Source organism: Cupriavidus sp. HPC(L) (assembly GCF_000307735.3).
Lineage (GTDB): Bacteria > Pseudomonadota > Gammaproteobacteria > Burkholderiales > Burkholderiaceae > Cupriavidus.
The window spans coordinates 12244-29097 of the sequence record NZ_AMPR02000268.1; the positions used below are offsets into that span (position 1 = coordinate 12244).

General features: G+C 67.7%; 18 protein-coding genes, 1 other RNA gene and 1 pseudogene. 6 read left to right on the forward strand and 14 right to left on the reverse strand.

Features of this window, described 5'->3' with window-relative positions:
• A complete protein-coding gene (locus tag B551_RS15280; RefSeq protein WP_006576916.1) occupies window positions 1-474 on the forward strand; it encodes a sirohydrochlorin chelatase in 474 nt (157 codons plus the stop codon).
• Window positions 475-484: 10 nt separating this feature from the next.
• Here the strand turns inward: B551_RS15280 and tam are convergent, their stop codons facing one another.
• Window positions 485-1252: a trans-aconitate 2-methyltransferase gene (gene tam / locus B551_RS15285; protein WP_006576917.1), complete on the reverse strand. Its 768-nt coding sequence runs from the start codon at window positions 1250-1252 to the stop codon at window positions 485-487.
• Window positions 1253-1405: 153 nt separating this feature from the next.
• Between tam and B551_RS15290 the strand changes: the two genes are divergently transcribed.
• Window positions 1406-2128 carry a queuosine precursor transporter gene (locus B551_RS15290; RefSeq protein ID WP_006576918.1) on the forward strand — a complete coding sequence of 241 codons (723 nt, stop codon included), beginning with the start codon at window positions 1406-1408 and terminating at the stop codon, window positions 2126-2128.
• 94 nt (window positions 2129-2222) lie between these two features.
• Here B551_RS15290 and B551_RS15295 read toward each other — a convergent pair whose 3' ends face one another.
• From B551_RS15295 to tyrS, 4 genes are all read right to left on the reverse strand, one after another.
• Window positions 2223-2900, reverse strand: coding sequence for a histidine phosphatase family protein (locus B551_RS15295; RefSeq protein ID WP_006576919.1), 678 nt, complete (start codon window positions 2898-2900; stop codon window positions 2223-2225).
• A gap of 71 nt (window positions 2901-2971) precedes the next feature.
• Entirely contained in the window at window positions 2972-3634 is a 663-nt protein-coding gene (locus tag B551_RS15300; protein ID WP_006576920.1) for a YbhB/YbcL family Raf kinase inhibitor-like protein, read from the reverse strand.
• A gap of 16 nt (window positions 3635-3650) precedes the next feature.
• A complete protein-coding gene (gene dtd / locus B551_RS15305; protein ID WP_006576921.1) occupies window positions 3651-4151 on the reverse strand; it encodes a D-aminoacyl-tRNA deacylase in 501 nt (166 codons plus the stop codon).
• A gap of 10 nt (window positions 4152-4161) precedes the next feature.
• Window positions 4162-5403: a tyrosine--tRNA ligase gene (gene tyrS / locus B551_RS15310; RefSeq protein WP_006576922.1), complete on the reverse strand. Its 1242-nt coding sequence runs from the start codon at window positions 5401-5403 to the stop codon at window positions 4162-4164.
• Between the two features lie 214 nt (window positions 5404-5617).
• On the opposite strand from tyrS, the gene B551_RS15315 reads away from it, so the two are divergent.
• Complete coding sequence (locus tag B551_RS15315) at window positions 5618-6994, forward strand: M23 family metallopeptidase (protein ID WP_006576923.1); 1377 nt, start codon at window positions 5618-5620, stop codon at window positions 6992-6994.
• 31 nt (window positions 6995-7025) lie between these two features.
• Window positions 7026-8147, forward strand: a complete 1122-nt coding sequence (locus B551_RS15320) for an anhydro-N-acetylmuramic acid kinase (RefSeq protein ID WP_006576924.1) — start codon at window positions 7026-7028, stop codon at window positions 8145-8147.
• A 111-nt stretch (window positions 8148-8258) separates the two neighbouring features.
• Here B551_RS15320 and B551_RS15325 read toward each other — a convergent pair whose 3' ends face one another.
• The gene (locus B551_RS15325; protein ID WP_043440033.1) at window positions 8259-9194 is read right to left on the reverse strand and encodes a LysR substrate-binding domain-containing protein; all 936 of its coding nucleotides are present in this window, start codon (window positions 9192-9194) and stop codon (window positions 8259-8261) included.
• 132 nt (window positions 9195-9326) lie between these two features.
• On the opposite strand from B551_RS15325, the gene B551_RS15330 reads away from it, so the two are divergent.
• The gene (locus tag B551_RS15330; RefSeq protein ID WP_006576926.1) at window positions 9327-10124 is read left to right on the forward strand and encodes a phytanoyl-CoA dioxygenase family protein; all 798 of its coding nucleotides are present in this window, start codon (window positions 9327-9329) and stop codon (window positions 10122-10124) included.
• Between the two features lie 72 nt (window positions 10125-10196).
• On the opposite strand, the gene erpA is transcribed toward B551_RS15330, so the two are convergent.
• The 4 genes from erpA to rplM all read right to left on the reverse strand — a co-directional run bounded on the left by erpA (window position 10197) and on the right by rplM (window position 12129).
• Window positions 10197-10565: an iron-sulfur cluster insertion protein ErpA gene (erpA, locus tag B551_RS15335; RefSeq protein ID WP_006576927.1), complete on the reverse strand. Its 369-nt coding sequence runs from the start codon at window positions 10563-10565 to the stop codon at window positions 10197-10199.
• Window positions 10566-10674: 109 nt separating this feature from the next.
• Window positions 10675-11088: a polymer-forming cytoskeletal protein gene (locus tag B551_RS15340; protein ID WP_006576928.1), complete on the reverse strand. Its 414-nt coding sequence runs from the start codon at window positions 11086-11088 to the stop codon at window positions 10675-10677.
• Window positions 11089-11296: 208 nt separating this feature from the next.
• A complete protein-coding gene (gene rpsI / locus B551_RS15345) occupies window positions 11297-11689 on the reverse strand; it encodes a 30S ribosomal protein S9 (RefSeq protein ID WP_006576929.1) in 393 nt (130 codons plus the stop codon).
• An 11-nt stretch (window positions 11690-11700) separates the two neighbouring features.
• A complete protein-coding gene (gene rplM / locus B551_RS15350) occupies window positions 11701-12129 on the reverse strand; it encodes a 50S ribosomal protein L13 (RefSeq protein WP_006576930.1) in 429 nt (142 codons plus the stop codon).
• Window positions 12130-12860: 731 nt separating this feature from the next.
• Between rplM and B551_RS15355 the strand changes: the two genes are divergently transcribed.
• Window positions 12861-13283, forward strand: coding sequence for an OsmC family protein (locus B551_RS15355; protein ID WP_006576931.1), 423 nt, complete (start codon window positions 12861-12863; stop codon window positions 13281-13283).
• Between the two features lie 73 nt (window positions 13284-13356).
• Here B551_RS15355 and rnpB read toward each other — a convergent pair.
• The 4 genes and pseudogenes from rnpB to B551_RS15370 all read right to left on the reverse strand — a co-directional run.
• An RNA gene (gene rnpB / locus B551_RS25365) (RNase P RNA component class A) lies at window positions 13357-13700 on the reverse strand.
• A 55-nt stretch (window positions 13701-13755) separates the two neighbouring features.
• Window positions 13756-14541 (reverse strand): annotated as a pseudogene (locus B551_RS15360) (DUF3025 domain-containing protein); the annotation flags it as partial.
• A 57-nt stretch (window positions 14542-14598) separates the two neighbouring features.
• The gene (gene pyrC, locus B551_RS15365; RefSeq protein ID WP_006576933.1) at window positions 14599-15642 is read right to left on the reverse strand and encodes a dihydroorotase; all 1044 of its coding nucleotides are present in this window, start codon (window positions 15640-15642) and stop codon (window positions 14599-14601) included.
• A gap of 63 nt (window positions 15643-15705) precedes the next feature.
• The coding region (locus B551_RS15370) for a glycerate kinase (protein WP_043440039.1) at window positions 15706-16854 on the reverse strand (1149 nt) is incomplete at its 5' end.

Here is a 16854-nt window from a genome sequence, read left to right on the forward strand (position 1 = left end):
ATGGTCTCGCGCGCCGACCAGCCCAGCGACAAGCCGGCCCGTCAGGCGCTGGTGCTGTTCGCCCACGGCGCGCGCGATGCGCGCTGGCGCGAGCCGTTCGACCGGCTGCACGCGCGGCTGAGCGCGATGCTGCCCGATTGCGCGGTGCGGCTGGCCTTTCTCGAACTGATGACGCCCGACCTGCCCGGCACGCTGGCGCAGCTGGCCGCGCAGAACGTCGGCGACATCCTCGTGGTGCCGGTGTTTTTCGGCCAGGGCGGCCATCTGCGCCGCGACCTGCCGGCGCTGCTGGACGATTGCCGCGCGCGGCTGCCGGGCGTCACGATCCGCTGCGCGGCGGCGGTCGGCGAGGCCGACAGCGTGCTCGATGCGATTGCCGCCTACTGCGCGGCTGCGCTGGCCGGCGCCGCATCGGCCGACTCGACCAACAAGCGCTCGACCAACGATTCCGCCGATTCCTCGGCGAAGGACTGACGCCGCGGCATCATCGCGTCGCCACGATGAACAGCCGCGGAAACGGCAGCAGCACCACCCCATCGGCCTGCGCCGGATAGGCCTGCGCGATTGCGTCCGTGTAGCGCGCGAGGAAGGCCTCGCGCTGCTCGGCATCGAGCGGCTCGAGGAAAGGCCGCAGCCCCGTTCCCTTCAGCCATTCGACCACCGCCGGCGCGCCTGCCAGCGTGTGGTGATAGGTCGTGCGCCAGATGTCGACGCGCGCGCAGTGCGGCCGCAGCAGATCGTAGTACCAGCGCGCCGGCGGCAACGTGGTGCGCGCGGCGGCCGCCTGAGACAGCGCCTGCGCCCAGGGTCCGTCCGCCGCAACTTCTCGCATCAGCCGGTGGGTCGGCTGGTCGAGGTTGTCGGGCATCTGCACGGCCAGGCTGCCGTTCGGCGCCAGGCGTTGCGCCAGCGACGGGAACAGCGCCTCGTGGTCGGGCACCCATTGCAGCGCGGCGTTGGCGAGCACCAGATCGTACGGCCCCGGATCGTCCCAGGCGCTGATATCGCCCAGCTCGAAGCGGAACTGCGGCAGCCGCTTGCGGGCGGCGTCGATCATGTCCTGCGAGCTGTCGAGGCCGACGACCTGCGCGTCGGGATAACGCGCGGCCAGCGCCTCGGTCGAATTGCCGGGACCGCAGCCCAGGTCGATGGCGCTGCGGACGGTCTGCGTCGGCACCGCGGCAAGCAGCTCGCGCGCCGGACGCGTTCTCTCGTCTTCGAATTGCAGGTATTGATTGGAGGACCAGGTCATGGCGGTTGGCTCCGTGTGGTGTGGTGTGGTGTCGTGTGGCTTGACGTAGCGGCCGAGGGATGGCGCAACGATACACCTGCTCCTCCACGCCTGCATGCCGCGCCCGCCCGGACCGCTGCTGGCATAATCGCCAGCAAAAAACCAGGGAACACCATGACCACAACCCGCGCCGCGCCGCATACCGGCCGCGTCTACCGCTACTACGATCTGGTGATGGTGGCCTTCGTCACCGTGCTGCTTTGCTCGAACCTGATCGGCGCGGCCAAGGCGGCGCAGGTCACGCTGCCCTGGATCGGACCGGTGACCTTCGGCGCCGGCGTGCTGTTCTTCCCGGTCTCGTACATCTTCGGCGACGTGCTGACCGAGGTCTACGGCTACGGCCGCGACCGCCGCGTGGTGTGGGCGGGCTTTGCGGCGCTGGCCTTCGCCACCTTCATGAGCCTGGTGGTGCTGTCGATGCCGGTGGCGCCGTTCATGGCCGACTATCAGAAGAGCCTCGAGGATGTGTTCGGCAATACCTGGCGCATCGCGCTCGGTTCGCTGATCGCCTTCTGCTGCGGCAGCTTCACCAACAGCTACGTGCTCGCGAAGATGAAGCTGTGGACGCGCGGCCGCTGGCTGTGGACCCGCACGATCGGCTCGACGCTGGCCGGCGAGCTGGTCGACTCGTCGCTGTTCTACGTGATCGCGTTCTACGGCATCTGGCCGCTGGAGAAGGTGGTGCAGGTCGCGGTCGCGCAGTACGTGCTGAAGACCGGCTGGGAGGTCGTGATGACGCCGGTCACCTATCGCGTCGTCGGCTTCCTCAAGCGTGCCGAGGACGAGGACTGGTACGACCGCGACACCAATTTCACGCCGTTCCGGTTGCGGGTATAGCGCGGTTGCGCGGTTGCGTGGTTGCGCGGTTGCCGTCGCGCGCACAGCCGCTGGGTCCCCGCCTTCGCGGGGACGACAGCCAAGAAGAAAAGGATCAGGGCACGCGGCGGTCGACTTCGTCCAGCGTCAGCGTCGCCAGGTGGCTGACGTCCGCCCATTGCGCGACGGTCAGCCGGTGGCTGTCGCTGCGCAGACGATTGACGCTGGCATTGAGCAGCTCATGCTCGCGCGGCGCTTCCAGCGTCATGCCGGTGGCCTCGCGATACAGGCAGTCGAGCACGCCGCCGTGCGCCACCAGCGCGATGCGCTCGCCCGGATGTCGGCGCACCAGCGCCAGCACGACCTCGACGGCGCGCTCGTGGAAGTCGCGCAGCGACTCGCCCTGCGGCGGGGCGTAGTCCGGCACGCGGGCCTGCCAGCGGGCGAAGTCCTCCGGCCGCTGCTGCGCGACCTCGGCGTAGGTCATGCCCTCGAGCGTGCCGTAGCAGCGCTCGCGCAGTCGCGGCTCCGGCTGTACCGGCACGCCCACGGCCTCCGACAGCGGCGCCGCGGTCTGCATCGCGCGCGACAGGTCGCTCGAGTAGATCGCGTCGATCGGTTCGCCCGCCAGCGAGCCGGCCAGCGCGCGTGCCTGCGCCTGGCCGGTATCGTTCAGCGGGATATCGAGCTGCCCCTGCAGCCGCCGTTCGCGGTTCCAGGCCGTTTCGCCGTGTCGGATCACGATCAGGTGGGTGATGGCCAGCAGCGACTGCGGCCCGGGCGTGAACGTCATGCCGTTTCCTTCGCGCGCGCCGGGAGCGCGCTGTTCTTGCGCTTGCTTTTGATGTGGCGGCCGCGGCGGCGTCAGCCGGCCGACTGCTGCGCCGCCAGTTTCGGATTCAGGGTATAGGTGCCGGTCAGGCTGGCCTGGTCGAGCACGTGGCCCGCGATCGCCTCGCGCACCTGCGCGCCGGTGAAACGGCCTTCGAGCGGCAGGCGGTCCAGATCGAGCGCATAGATCGTGAACACGTAGTGGTGCACGATCGCATCGTTCCACGGCGGGCACGGGCCATCGTAGCCGTAGTAGTCGCCCGCCATGTCCTTGTCGCCGGCGAACCAGTTGGTGTAGTCGTTGACGCCGTGGCGCAGGCCGCCCGCGGCCGCGGTACCGCCGGTCGCCTCCGGACCGGGCTTGCCGCGCGCGATCACGCCGTCGCTGTGCGAGCCGGCCGAGATCGTCGTCAGTCCCGGCGGAATGTCGACCAGCACCCAATGGAAGAAGTCCACGCGCGGCAGGCTGGCCGGCACCTCGCGGCCCTGCTGGTTGACGTCGTCGCCGCGGCTGGGCACGTCGCGATCGTGGCAGATCAGCACGAACGAGCGCGTGCCGGACGGCGCGCCGTCCCAATGCAGGTCGGGATTGCGGTTGCTGGACAGCGTGATGTGGTTGGCGGCGTCCGGCACGGCAAAGGCGAACTCGCCGGGAATCGGCGCCATGTCGGCAAAGGCGTTGCTCCAGAGTCTCATGCTTGTCTCCTTGCGCTCAGAGGTTGGCCGCGCGCGGCGGCGTGGATGACGGGGCGGACGGCGGCGGCACGCGCAGCCAGAATGTGACCGGGCCGTCGTTGACCAGGCTGACCTGCATCATCGCGCCGAACTCCCCGGTCTGCACCACGGGGTGGGCGGCGCGCGCGCGGGCGACGAAATGCTCGTACAGGCGGCGGCCATCTTCCGGCGAAGCCGCCGGCGTGAAGCTGGGCCGCGTGCCGCTGTTGGTATCGGCGGCCAGCGTGAACTGCGACACCACCAGCAGGCCGCCGGGCGTGCCCTGGCCGTCGATGTCGCGCACCGGCAGGTTCATCTTGCCGGCCGCGTCCGAAAAGACGCGGTAGCCAAGCAGCTTGGCCAGCAGCCGCTCGGCCTCGCCCTCGGTGTCGCCCCGTTCGGCGCAGACCAGCGCCAGCAGGCCGGCACCGATCTCGCCGGTGACACGGCCATCGACCGTGACGCTGGCGCGCGCCACGCGCTGGATCAACGCGATCATCGGCCCGGCCTCAGGACAGCGTCACGCGCGCGAAACGGCGCTTGCCGACCTGGACCACATAGGTGCCGGCCTCGACCTTCAGCGCCTTGTCGCTGATCTGGGTGCCGTCGATGCGCACCCCGCCCTGCTCGACATTGCGGTTGGCCTCGGACGTCGACGGCGCCAGGTTGGCCTGCTTGAGCAGCTGCGCGATGCCCATGGGCGCGCCGGACAGGCTGACCTCGGGGATATCGTCGGGCACGCCGCCGCGGGCACGGTGATTGAAGTCCTCCAGCGCCTTGTCGGCGTCGGCGGCGCTGTGGAAGCGCGTGACGATCTCCTGCGCCAGCATCACCTTGCAGTCGCGCGGATTGCGGCCGAGCGCCACTTCCTGCTTCATCAGGTCGATCTCGGACATGGGGCGGAACGACAGCAATTCGTAGTAGCGCCACATCAGGTCGTCCGAGATACTCATCAGCTTGCCGAACATCTCGCTGGGCGGCTCGGTGACGCCGACGTAGTTGCCCTTGGACTTGGACATCTTCTCGACGCCGTCCAGCCCGACCAGCAGCGGCATCGTCAGGATGCACTGCGGCTCCTGGCCGTACTCCTTCTGCAACTCGCGGCCGACCAGCAGATTGAACTTCTGGTCGGTACCGCCGAGCTCCAGATCGGACTTCAATGCAACTGAGTCGTAGCCCTGCATCAGCGGGTAGAGGAACTCATGGACCGAAATCGGAATCCCAGACCGGTAGCGTTTGGTGAAGTCGTCACGCTCCATCATCCGGGCGACGGTGTACTTGGCGGCGAGCTGGATCATGCCGCGCGCGCCCAATGGGTCGCACCACTCGCTGTTGTAGCGGATCTCGGTCCTGGACGGGTCCAGCACCAGGCTGGCCTGGCGGTAATAGGTCTGCGCGTTGGCTTCGATCTGTTCGCGCGTCAGTGGCGGCCGGGTGCTGTTGCGGCCGGACGGGTCGCCGATGGTCGAAGTGAAGTCGCCGATCAGGAAGATCACGTGATGGCCGAGGTCCTGCAGCTGGCGCATCTTGTTGAGCACCACCGTGTGCCCGATGTGGATGTCCGGCGCGGTCGGATCCAGGCCCAGCTTGATCCGCAACGGCACGCCGGTCGCTTCGCTGCGCGCCAGCTTCTGCAGCCATTCGGATTCGATCAGCAGTTCGTCGCAGCCGCGCCTGGACACTTCCAGCGCGTGCATCACGGACGGTGTCAGGGGGTAGGAGGTCGCGGCGCCGGAGGATACGTCGGTCATGACTTAAGTCGTTGAAATACTTGAACATTCGGGCGGACACCGGGGAAGTTTTTGGTATAATCCGCCGATTCGGCCAGCCGGGAGCCCTCCCGCCGGCCAACCGCCATTGTAGGCGGCAAACGAAAGACAGCCCGCGCCGCACCTCGGGGGAGGAAGGCAGACACGCACAGATCGTCGCGGCAGCGGAGCCCGAACCAAGGCAGAATTTTACGTGATGTGGTCCAGACTCCGCGAAGTTTTCGCGCGTGAGCTCGTGGTGCTCGTCGATCCGACCCATGCGCTGCATGCGCGCCGCCGCAAGCAATTGACGGCGTCGGTCGCGACCGTCTTTACGCTCGGCATGGCCGCCGCCATGGGCGTGGCGCCCCGCACCGCCTACGACGACCCCGATGCGCCGCGCGTGGTCCAGGGCATGCGCTTGCCCGACCTGCGCGACCAGCTCGAGCGCCTGACCGATACCAGCGTCACCTTCGTCCGCCAGGAGCGCATGCAGCGCGGCGACACCATCGCCACGCTACTGAAGCGGCTTGGCGTGGACGACCCCGACGCCCAGGCCTTCATCCACAAGAACCCGACCGCGCGCGGCCTGTTCAAGCTCGAACCGGGCCAGATCGTGCAGGCGGAAGTCGACCAGAGCAATCTGCTGGTGTCGCTGCAGGCCAACCTGGGCGGCGACGTGTCGATCTCGCGCCAGCTGGTGATCGAGCGCGCCGGCGACCTGGCCGATCCGGACTACAAGGCCCGCATCGAGGTCGTCAAGAACGAGCTGCACTACGAAATGGGCTCGGGCACGATCGGCACGGGCGGCTTCTTCAAGGCAATGGACGCGGCCAACGTGCCGGACGAGGTCGTCGATCAGATGATCTCGATCTTTTCGGGCGTGATCGACTTCCACCACGACATCGTCAAGGGCGACCGCTTCCGCATCGTCTACGAATCGGGCTATCGCGACGGCGCCTTCGTGCGCAACGGCCGCGTGGTCGCGATCGAACTGATCAACCGCAACCAGCTGCACCAGGCGCTGTGGTACGCGCCGGACGGCAAGAACGGCGCCTACTACACCTTCGACGGACGCAGCATGAAGCGGCCGTTCCTGCGCTCGCCGGTCGAGTTCTCGCGGATGTCGTCGGGCTTCGGCGGCCGGGACCATCCGCTGCATCACCAGTGGCTGCAGCACAAGGGTGTGGACTTCGCGGCGCCGACCGGCACCAAGGTGTTCGCCACCGGCGACGGCGAAGTCGACTTCGTCGGCCAGCAGAACGGCTACGGCAACATCATCGTCATCAAGCACCACAACGGCTACTCGACCTACTACGCGCACCTGTCGCGCTTTGCCGGCATCCAGCAAGGCCAGCGCGTGATGCAGGGGCAGCTGATCGGCTATGTCGGCTCGACCGGCTGGGCCACCGGACCGCACCTGCACTACGAGTTCCGCCACAACGACGTGCCGCAGAATCCGCTGACGATCACGCTGATGGAATCGCCGGCGCTGACCGGGCGCGCGCGCCAGCAGTTCCTGAGCTACACCAGCGACATGCTGAGCCGGATCAACGCGCTGCGCACCTACAACGTCGCCTCCAACGGCAACTGACGCGGCACCGAGCGCAACGCCCCACGCCGCGATGTCCACCACGCGCCCCGAGCTCCTGATCGGCCTGATGTCCGGCACCAGCATGGATGGCGCCGACGGCGTGCTGGTGGACTTCGCCGCGGCGCAGCCGCGGGTCCTTGCGGCCAGCCACCAACCCTTCCCCGACGATCTGCGCGCCGCCTTCGGCGCGCTGCAGCAGCCCGGCGACGACGAGATCCAGCGCGAGGCGCTGGCCGCCAACGCGCTGGCGCGCGTCTACGCCGACTGCGTGGCCACGCTGTTGCGGGACGCCGCGGTGCCGGCCGACGCCGTCGCGGCGATCGGTGCGCACGGCCAGACCATCCGTCATCGTCCGGGCCGCTACGACGGCATCGGCTATACGCGCCAGAGCCAGCATCCCGCGCTGCTCGCCGAGTTGACCGGCATCGACGTGGTCGCCGATTTCCGCAGCCGCGATATCGCGGCCGGCGGCCAGGGCGCGCCGCTGGTGCCGGCCGTGCATCAGGCGCTGTTCGGCCTGGCCGGCGAAACCCGCGTGGTCTGCAATATCGGCGGCATCTCCAATATCAGCGTGCTGCCCGGCAATGGCGGGCCGGTAATCGGCTTCGACTGCGGCCCCGGCAATGCGCTGCTGGACCACTGGATCGCCCGCCATCGCGGCCTGCCGTTCGACGCCAACGGCGACTGGGCGGCCGGCGGCCGCATCGACGAGGCGCTGCTGGCGCGGCTGCTCGACGAGCCCTATTTCAAGCAATCCCCACCCAAGAGCACCGGCCGCGACCTGTTCCATCCGGCCTGGCTGGACGCACGGCTACAGGACGCCGAACGCGACCCCCAGCACGTGCAGGCTACGCTGGCGGCGCTCACCGCCGAAGCGATTGCCCGGGATATCCGCCGCTATGCGCCCGACGCGCGGCGCCTGATCGTCTGTGGCGGCGGTGCCTGCAACGGCTTCGTGATGACGCGCCTGGCGGCCGCGCTGCCGGGCGTGACGGTTCAGACCACGGACGATTTCGGCGTGCCGGTTTCGCAGGTCGAGGCGCTCGCGTTTGCCTGGCTGGCGCGCCAATGCCTGCGGCGGCAGCCAGGGAACATGCCGACCGTGACCGGCGCCGCCGGCCCGCGCGTACTCGGCGCGATTTATCCACGCTGAACTCTCCACGCGGAACCGTCCACGCTGAACTGTCCACGCTGAACTGTCCACGCTGAACTGTCCACGCTGAACTGTCGGCGCTGATCTGCCCCGGCGCCGCGCCGGCCTCCCCTAGCGGTCCGCGCTGCCTTGCGCCTCGTCGCGCAACGGCGCGGCGCCCCGCTCCTGTTCTACCCACTGAATGAAGGCCTCCGCGACCGGCGAGGGCCGGATCGACTCGGCCCGCGCCAGCACCACGCGCTGCGGCGTCACGGTCTCGCGCAATGGCCGGCAGGCGATCGGCGTGCCGTCATAGCTGCGGTCGCCGGCAGGACGGGTGCACGACAGCGCCACGCCATAGCCGTGCGCGACCAGCCCGCGCTGCATCTCGAAGGTCTGCGTGTACTGATGCAGCTGCGGATACAGGCCGTGCGCCCAGAACAGCGACAGGAAGTACTCGCGTGTCTGCGCGATGTCCTCCAGGATCAGCCGCTCGCCGGCCAGTTCCGCCAGGCTGACGTCCGGCTGCGCGGCCAGCCGATGGTCGGCCGGCAGCAGCGCGTAGGGAGCCAGTTCGGCAAGACGCCAGCGCAGCACGCGGTGATCGAAGCCGAGGTCGTAGGTCAGCGCCAGCTCCGCCTTGCCGGCGTGCAGCGTGCGGGCGACCGTGGCAAGGTCGGCTTCGAACAGCGTCACCGCGACGCCGGGATGGCGGGCCCGAAACCCGGCCAGCAGCGCGGGCACATGGTAGGGGCCGAGGTCCTGGAAGCAGACCAGCGACAGCTGGCCGCTCAGCGTCGCCGCTTGGCTCTCTTCGGCGCCGATACCGGCCGCCAGCGCCAGGATGTCGCGGGCGCGCGCCAGCAGCCGTTGGCCGGCCGGCGTCAGCTCCAGTCCGCGGCTGACCTGCCGGCGAAACAAGGGCGTGCCGAGGATCTGCTCGAGCTGGCCGATCGCCAGCGACACCGACGGCTGAGAAACATGGCGCACGCGCGCCGCACCGCTGATGCTGCCCTGCTCGGCGACGGCAACGAAATATTCGAGTTGGCGGAAGGAGAAGGCGATCATCGGTGGCGGCTCGGCGCAGTCGCGGCCCATCTATAGCAGATGGCTATATTGGAACATAGAGAATATATGCTTTCCCTATTTTGGCGGCGGCTCGATACTGGCGTGGCGGACAAATATCAACGGGGGGAGCAGATGGAAATCACCACCACACAGATCGAGACCTACCAGCGCGACGGCGCGCTGGTGCTACGCGGTGCCTTCAGCGGCTGGGTCGAGCGCTTGCGCGAAGGCTTCGAGCAGAACCTGGCCGAACCGGGGCCGTTTGCCATCGAAAATGTGCGCGCCGGCGAGAGCGGCCGGTTCTTCGAGGACTACTGCAACTGGCAGCGGATCCCCGCCTTTGCCGCCTTCATGCGCGAATCGCCGGCGGCCGCGATTGCCGGACAGCTGATGCGCTCGCAAGCGGCGCAGGTCTTTCACGAGCACATCCTCGTCAAGGAACCGGGCACCGCCAAGCCGACGCCCTGGCATCAGGACCTGCCCTATTACTGCGTCGATGGCTGGCAGACTGCCAGCTACTGGATTCCGCTGGACCCGGTCACCACGGCGAACACGCTGCGCGTGGTGCTCGGCTCGCATCGCTGGCCCAAGCTGGTGCGGCCCAAGCGCTGGGCCAGCAACGACAACTTCTATGCCGGCGACGATGCCTTCATGGAGATGCCCGACGTCGAAGACGGCTCGCACCGGATCCTGACGCCGGAACTGGAGCCGGGCGACGCGGTGGTGTTCGACTTCCGCACCGTGCATGGCGCCGCGGGCAATACCGGAAGCGGACGCCGGCGCGCGTTCTCGGCGCGCTTTCTCGGTGACGACGTCCGCTATGTAGAGCGTCCCGGCCGCACCTCGCCGCCCTTCCCTGGTATCGGGCTTGCCAACGGCGAACGAATGCGGGAAGACTGGTTTCCGGTGGTCTGGCGCGCGGCGCAGTAAGGCGCGGACCCGGTCGGAAAGAGACAACAAAAAAGCGCACCGAGGTGCGCTTTTCGCTGAGGCGGACTGGCGTCAGACCGAGAACGACGAGCCGCAACCGCAGGTGGTCGTGGCGTTCGGGTTCTTGATCACGAACTGGGCGCCGTTGATGTCTTCCTTGTAGTCGATTTCGGCGCCGACCAGGTACTGGTAGCTCATCGAATCGATCAGCAGCGTGACGCCGTTCTTCACCATCGTGGTGTCGTCCTCGTTCACTTCCTCGTCGAACGTGAAGCCGTACTGGAAGCCGGAACAACCGCCGCCCTGCACGAAGACGCGCAGTTTCAGATCGGCATTGCCCTCTTCCTCGATCAACTGCTTGACCTTGTCGGCGGCGCTGTCGGTAAAGACGAACGGGGCCGGCACGTCCTCGGTAATGGGTGCCTCTGCGACTGCGTTCATGGGGTTCTCCTATTTAGATACGCCGGTATTCTAAGCGCACTGGAAAGATCGTGCCGATCCCCCATCGATTCAAGGGGCATGGTGCACGCGTATTTCCTGGCGCGCGGCCTCAGGCGCTTTCCTCGCTGCCTGCGGCCAGTTTCAGGTTGGGCAACGCCTTGGGCTCGGTGTTCCCGAGCGGAACCAGACGGCCCTCGACAATTGCGCCCTGGTGCATTTCCAGAGCCGCGTAATGCACTTCGCCCTGCACGCGTGCCTGTGGCTGCAACTCGAGCAGCTCGGCGGCATGCACGGGACCGGTCACCGTGCCGTTCAGCACCAGATGGCCGACCTTGACCTCCCCCTCGACCACGCCGGACTCGCTGACCACCAGCATGCTCGGCTGCTCGGCCACGGCCAGCACATTGCCGCGCACGCGGCCGTCGAGCCGCAGGCCGCCCGAGAAGTGCAGGTCGCCTTCGACGACGGTCTGGCGACCGATCAGGGTGTCGATCGTCAACCCTTTCTTCTTCGAAAACAGCATCGCGGCCTCACTGGGGAACTTGGGAAAGCGCCATTGTATCCATGACGATGCATTGTGCGGCCAACTGCCCGTCCGACCGTGATGCCACAACAACGCTGTCGGCGGCGACGCTCGGGTCGACGATGCCCACAAAACAAAAACCGCACGGCAGGCGTGCGGTTCTTGCTGGCTGCGCAATCCGGGACAGGATCCCGGATCGCCCGGCGCATCAACGCTTCGAGAACTGCTTGCGACGACGTGCCTTGTGCAGACCGACCTTCTTACGCTCGACTTCACGCGCATCGCGGGTGACGAAGCCGGCCTTCGACAGCGCGGACTTCAGCGTGGCGTCATAGTCGATCAGCGCGCGGGTGATGCCGTGGCGCACCGCACCGGCCTGGCCGGTTTCGCCGCCGCCGGTCACGTTGACCTTGATGTCGAAGGTCTGCGCGTGGGCAGTCAGTTCGAGCGGCTGGCGCACGATCATCAGCGAGGTTTCGCGAGCGAAGTACTCGTTGATGGGCTTGCCGTTGACGACGATGTCGCCCTTGCCCGACTTGATGAAGACACGAGCCACAGCGCTCTTGCGGCGGCCAGTACCGTAGTTCCAATTTCCGATCATGGATGGCCCCCTTAGATTTCCAGCGCCTTGGGCTGCTGCGCTTCGTGCGGATGCTCGGCTTCGGCGTACACCTTCAGCTTCTTGATCATCGCGTAGCCCAGCGGCCCCTTCGGCAGCATGCCCTTGACAGCCTTTTCCAGGGCACGGCCCGGGAAGCGCTGTTGCATCTTGCCAAACGTGGTTTCGTAGATACCGCCCGGGTAGCCCGAGTGACGGTAGTACTTCTTGTCGGTTTCCTTCGTGCCGGTGACACGCAGTTTGGCCGCGTTGACGACGATGATGTAATCGCCCGTGTCGACGTGCGGAGTAAATTCCGGCTTGTGCTTGCCGCGCAGACGGCGTGCCACTTCGCTGGCGACACGGCCGAGGACTTTGTCCGTCGCGTCAATCACGAACCAGTCGCGCTTTACCTCATGAGGCTTGGCGGAAAAGGTTTTCATGATCTTTCCTGAGACTTGTAGAACCTGCCCGTAACATGACTTGCGTCGTCGGCCGGCCCTTTGGACCTGACCTTCCTGCTTGTGTGTGCAGGCTCTCCCTGAGTTCTTCTTCCGCGGGCATGACGGAAAAGCCCTCGATTATACTTGAGGTTCGCCGCTCGGCACAAGCAAACATTGCGTGTGCCGTCAAGGGATGGAGCCGTGCCGCGCCTGGCAGGCCACATTGCTGGGGCAAAAACCGCGCAGGGACGAAAAAAAACCCAAGCCGCTGAGGCTTGGGTTTGAATCCACCAAAGGAGGAGGGTGGAGGAGACACTGGGAGAACAACGGGACGGGGCCGGCGGTGCGGACTGGCGTCGGGAGACTGTCTCGGTCGCTTCGACCACCCTTCGCTTTCGCACTCTGGCGGGCCTTCGGCGCGCCGTCGTTCAATGGTTCGAATTATACATGACCGCTTGTGCGACGCAAGAAAATTTGCAGTGCGAAACGGCATTTCGTAATGCAAAAAATTGTCACGATGACGCCGCTCCGCAGAAATACTTAAAATTCAACGACTTAGTCCCACAGAGATATGTCACGAAACTGACATCTTAGAGGTTTCCCTCGGTTTTCCGGCCGTTCAGGCGGCAAAGACACCACACGGCGCAAGGAAAATTTGAGGAAAATGCAAGGGGTACGATGCACACGCGTCGCAGTCCCGAAACGAAACATTGAGAGCAGGAACGAACGAAATGGAATGCAAGGTCACCTGGATGGGCAACGACGGCATGAGCTTCGTCGCGCAGACCGGCAGCGGTCACCTCGTCGCGATGGACGGGGCCCCCGAGGGCGGCGGCCACAATCTGGCGCCGCGGCCGATGGAGATGGTGCTGCTCGGCACCGGCGGCTGCACCGCCTATGACGTGGTGCTGATCCTGAAGCGCGGACGCCACGATGTGCGCGGCTGTTCGGTCACGCTGCAGGCCGACCGGGCCGCCGAGGATCCAAAGGTGTTCACCCGAATCCACTTCAAGTTCACCGTGACCGGCCGCAACCTGAACCCGGCCACCGTCGAACGCGCGGTGCAGTTGTCGCACGACAAGTACTGCTCGGCGTCGATCATGCTCGCCAAGACGGCCGAGATCAGCCATAGCGTCGAACTGGTCGAAGTGTAATAGCGGGAACTTGATGCCGGCGCCTTGGCGCCGTGGAAGCGTTCCCGGTGCGGCGCACCGGGAAGCGAATTCGAAGCGAAGCAGGCCGATAAGCCGGATTCTGTGCGCGACGCGCGGGCCTTGCGGTCCGCGCGCGCGTGACAACCATTCCTCTAGGCCGACCGTTACCGGCCGGCTCCAGCTCCCTACCCGCAGACTCGGCGGGCCGCTTCATCGTCTGCCTATTTGGGATTGCTCCGGGTGGAGGTTACCGCGTTTCACCCTTCGCACCGGGCGAACCCGGCGCGAAGACTCGTCTCTGTGGCCCTATTCCGCACGTTGCCGTGGATGGCTGTTAGCCACCACCCTGCCCTGTGGAGTCCGGACTTTCCTCCCCTCGCCCGTTGCCAGGCGAGCAGCGGTTGTCTGTCCTGCTTCGCGGGCCGCAGTCTAGCACCTTTGCATGGGTCCCGCCGTTCCTCGATGCGCCGACGTCCGCGCGGCGGCCAGGACGAAACACCGTGGCGTCGTCGTAGAACCCGGCGTCGGCATTGGCCGGCCACCAGTGCGGAATGCCGAGCACCGGCAGCGGCGCGAAGCTGCTTCGGCCGCGCAGCTCGGCCCGCGCCAGCGTCTGGGCCAGCGGCGCGTCCAGCGAGCCTGGACGCGGATCCGCGGGCGCCATGGCGATCGGCCAGGCGTGCGCGGTGATGGACTTGTAGGGCGCGACCAGCTTTTCCAGCAAGGCATGGCCGAACGGCACCACCGTGCAGCGGCCGTGCCACGCATCCCGGCCCTCGACGAACAGCTCGCGCCAGCGGAATCCGCGCAGCGCCGCTTCCAGCAGCGGCTCCGCGCTGACGAACAGCACTGCGTTCTCGTCGAACAGCGTGGCCGCGTCGCGCAACGGCCCGCGCGTCGGCTGCACGCCGTCCGCGGCAATGGCCTCGGCCTGCAGCCGGTTCAGCATCGCCTTTGTCCGCGGGAAATGCAGCCAGATCAGGCCGTTGAAGACATCGTGCAGGTTGTCGCGCGTCGGCACCTCGCCATGCGCGTGGATATGCGCCTCGTAGGCGGTGCCGGGCGGCAGCGCCTGCTGGGGGACGAAGCGCAGAGGCAGTCCGGCGGCATTGGCCAGCCCTCGCGCGGTGGCGACGGCGTCGAGCGCCGCATGGACCGGCCGGCCCTGGCAAACGTGGGCCGCGATCGCGGCGCCCGCCTCGGCGAAAGGCGCAAACCAGGGCCGGGACCAGTCGATCCCGGCCAGCTGGAGCGCCACGTCCCCCGTGGACCGCGGACGCTCGGCTGCCGGCTCAGTGCCGCGCGCACCCAACGCTCAGGCGGCCAGCGAGGCCTTCCATTGCAGCGTTTCGCCGCCGCGCAGCGGCACCAGCTCGGTCTCGCCGTACGGCAGCGCTTCGGGTAGCTGCCACGGCTCGCGCCGCAGCGTCAGCGTGCCGGTATTGCGCGGCAGGCCGTAGAAGTCGGCCCCGTGGAAGCTGGCGAAGCCTTCCAGCTTGTCGAGCGCGCCGGCCGCGTCGAAGGCCTCGGCGTACAGCTCCATCGCATGCAGCGCGGTATAGCAGCCGGCGCAGCCGCAGGCATGTTCCTTCAGGCCGCGCGCGTGCGGCGCGCTGTCGGTGCCCAGGAAGAAGCGCGGATTGCCCGATACCGCCGCGGCGACCAGCGCCTGGCGATGCGTCTCGCGCTTGAGCACGGGCAGGCAGTAGTAATGCGGGCGGATGCCGCCGATGAAGATGGCATTGCGGTTGTACAGCAGGTGATGCGCGGTGATGGTCGCGCCGATCGGACCGTCGGCCTCGCGCACGTAGTCGGCCGCGTCCTTGGTCGTGATGTGTTCGAACACGACCTTCAGCGCCGGGAAATCGCGCCGCAGCGGCGTCATCACGCGCTCGATGAAGACTGCCTCGCGATCGAACAGGTCGATCTCGCTGTCGGTGACCTCGCCGTGCACCAGCAGCGGCAGCCCGACGCGCTGCATCGCTTCCAGCGCCGCGCTGCAGCGGCGGATATCGGTCACGCCGGCATCGCTGTTGGTGGTGGCGCCGGCCGGATACAGCTTGACCGCATGGACGAAGCCGCTCGCCTTGGCGGCGACGATCTCGTCGGCTTGCGTGTTGTCGGTCAGGTAGAGCGTCATCAACGGTTCGAATGACAGGCCGGCCGGCAGCGCGGCCAGGATGCGCGCGCGGTAGGCCTCGGCCTGCGCCACCGTGGTGACCGGCGGCTTCAGGTTCGGCATCACGATGGCGCGCGCGAACTGCCGCGCGGTATCGGGCAGCACCGCCGCCAGGGCCGCGCCGTCGCGCAGATGCAGGTGCCAGTCGTCGGGGCGGGTGATGGTCAGGGTCTGGGTCATGACTTCGGCAAATCGAAAGCGTGGGGATTGAGCGGGCGGCGGCGGACGAACGGCGATCGGCGATTACAGGATCAGGATGGCGCGGTAGTCGTTGACGTTGGTACGGGTCGGGCCGGTCACGACCAGGTCGCCGATCGCATCGAACAGGCCCCAGGCGTCGTGCGCCTCCAGCTGGCGACGCGCCGGCATGCCGGCCGCCTCCGCACGGGCCAGCGTGTCGGGACCGGCCAGCGCGCCGGCATTGTCCTCGGAGCCGTCGATGCCATCGGTATCGGCGGCGATCGCATGGACGCCGGCCACGCCTTCCAGTTCGATCGCCAGCGACAGCAGGAATTCGGAACAGCGGCCGCCGCGGGCGCGTCCGGCGCCGTCCTTGGGCAGCGTCACCGTGCATTCGCCGCCGGAAATCAGCGCCACCGGCGCGGCAAACGGCGCATTGTACGCGCGGATCTCCCGGACCAGCGCCGCGTAGACGCGCGCCACCTCGCGCGCCTCGCCGGTGACGGTGTCGCCCAGGATCACCGGCGTCACGCCGTGCGCGCGGAACACGCCGGCGGCGGCGGCCAGGCTGCCGTGGGCGGTGGCGATCATGCGGTTGTCGACGCGCGCGAACAGCGGATCGCCGGGCTTCGGCGTCTCGGCATGTTCGCCGCGCGCGCCGGCTTCGAGATAGGCCTGCACAGCCGGTGGCACGCGTGCCTCGTAGCGGCGCAGGATCGCCAGCGCATCGTCATAGGTACTGGGATCGGCAACGGTCGGGCCGGAAGCGATGGCGCTGGGATCGTCGCCGGCGACGTCGGAGACGATCAGCGTGGTCACCGGCGCGCGGCTGGCCTGGGCCAGGCGCCCGCCCTGGATACGCGACAGATGCTTGCGTACCACGTTCATCTCGGTGATCGGCGCCCCGCAGCGCAGCAGCTCCTGCGTGGTGGCGCGCAGATCGGCCATCGACACGCCGTCGGCCGGCAGCGACAGCAGGCTCGAGCCGCCGCCGGAGACCAGCACGATCAGCCGGTCCTCGGGGCCGAGCTCCTGCACGCGCGACAGGATCTCCGCGGCGGCGCGCTCGCCGGCCTCGTCCGGCACCGGATGGCCGGCCTCGATGACCCGCACGTGCCCGGTCGGCAGACCGTGCGCGTAGCGCGTGACCACCAGCCCTTCCAGCGCCACGCCGGCGCCGGCATAGGCGCGTTCGACCGCCAGCGCCATCGA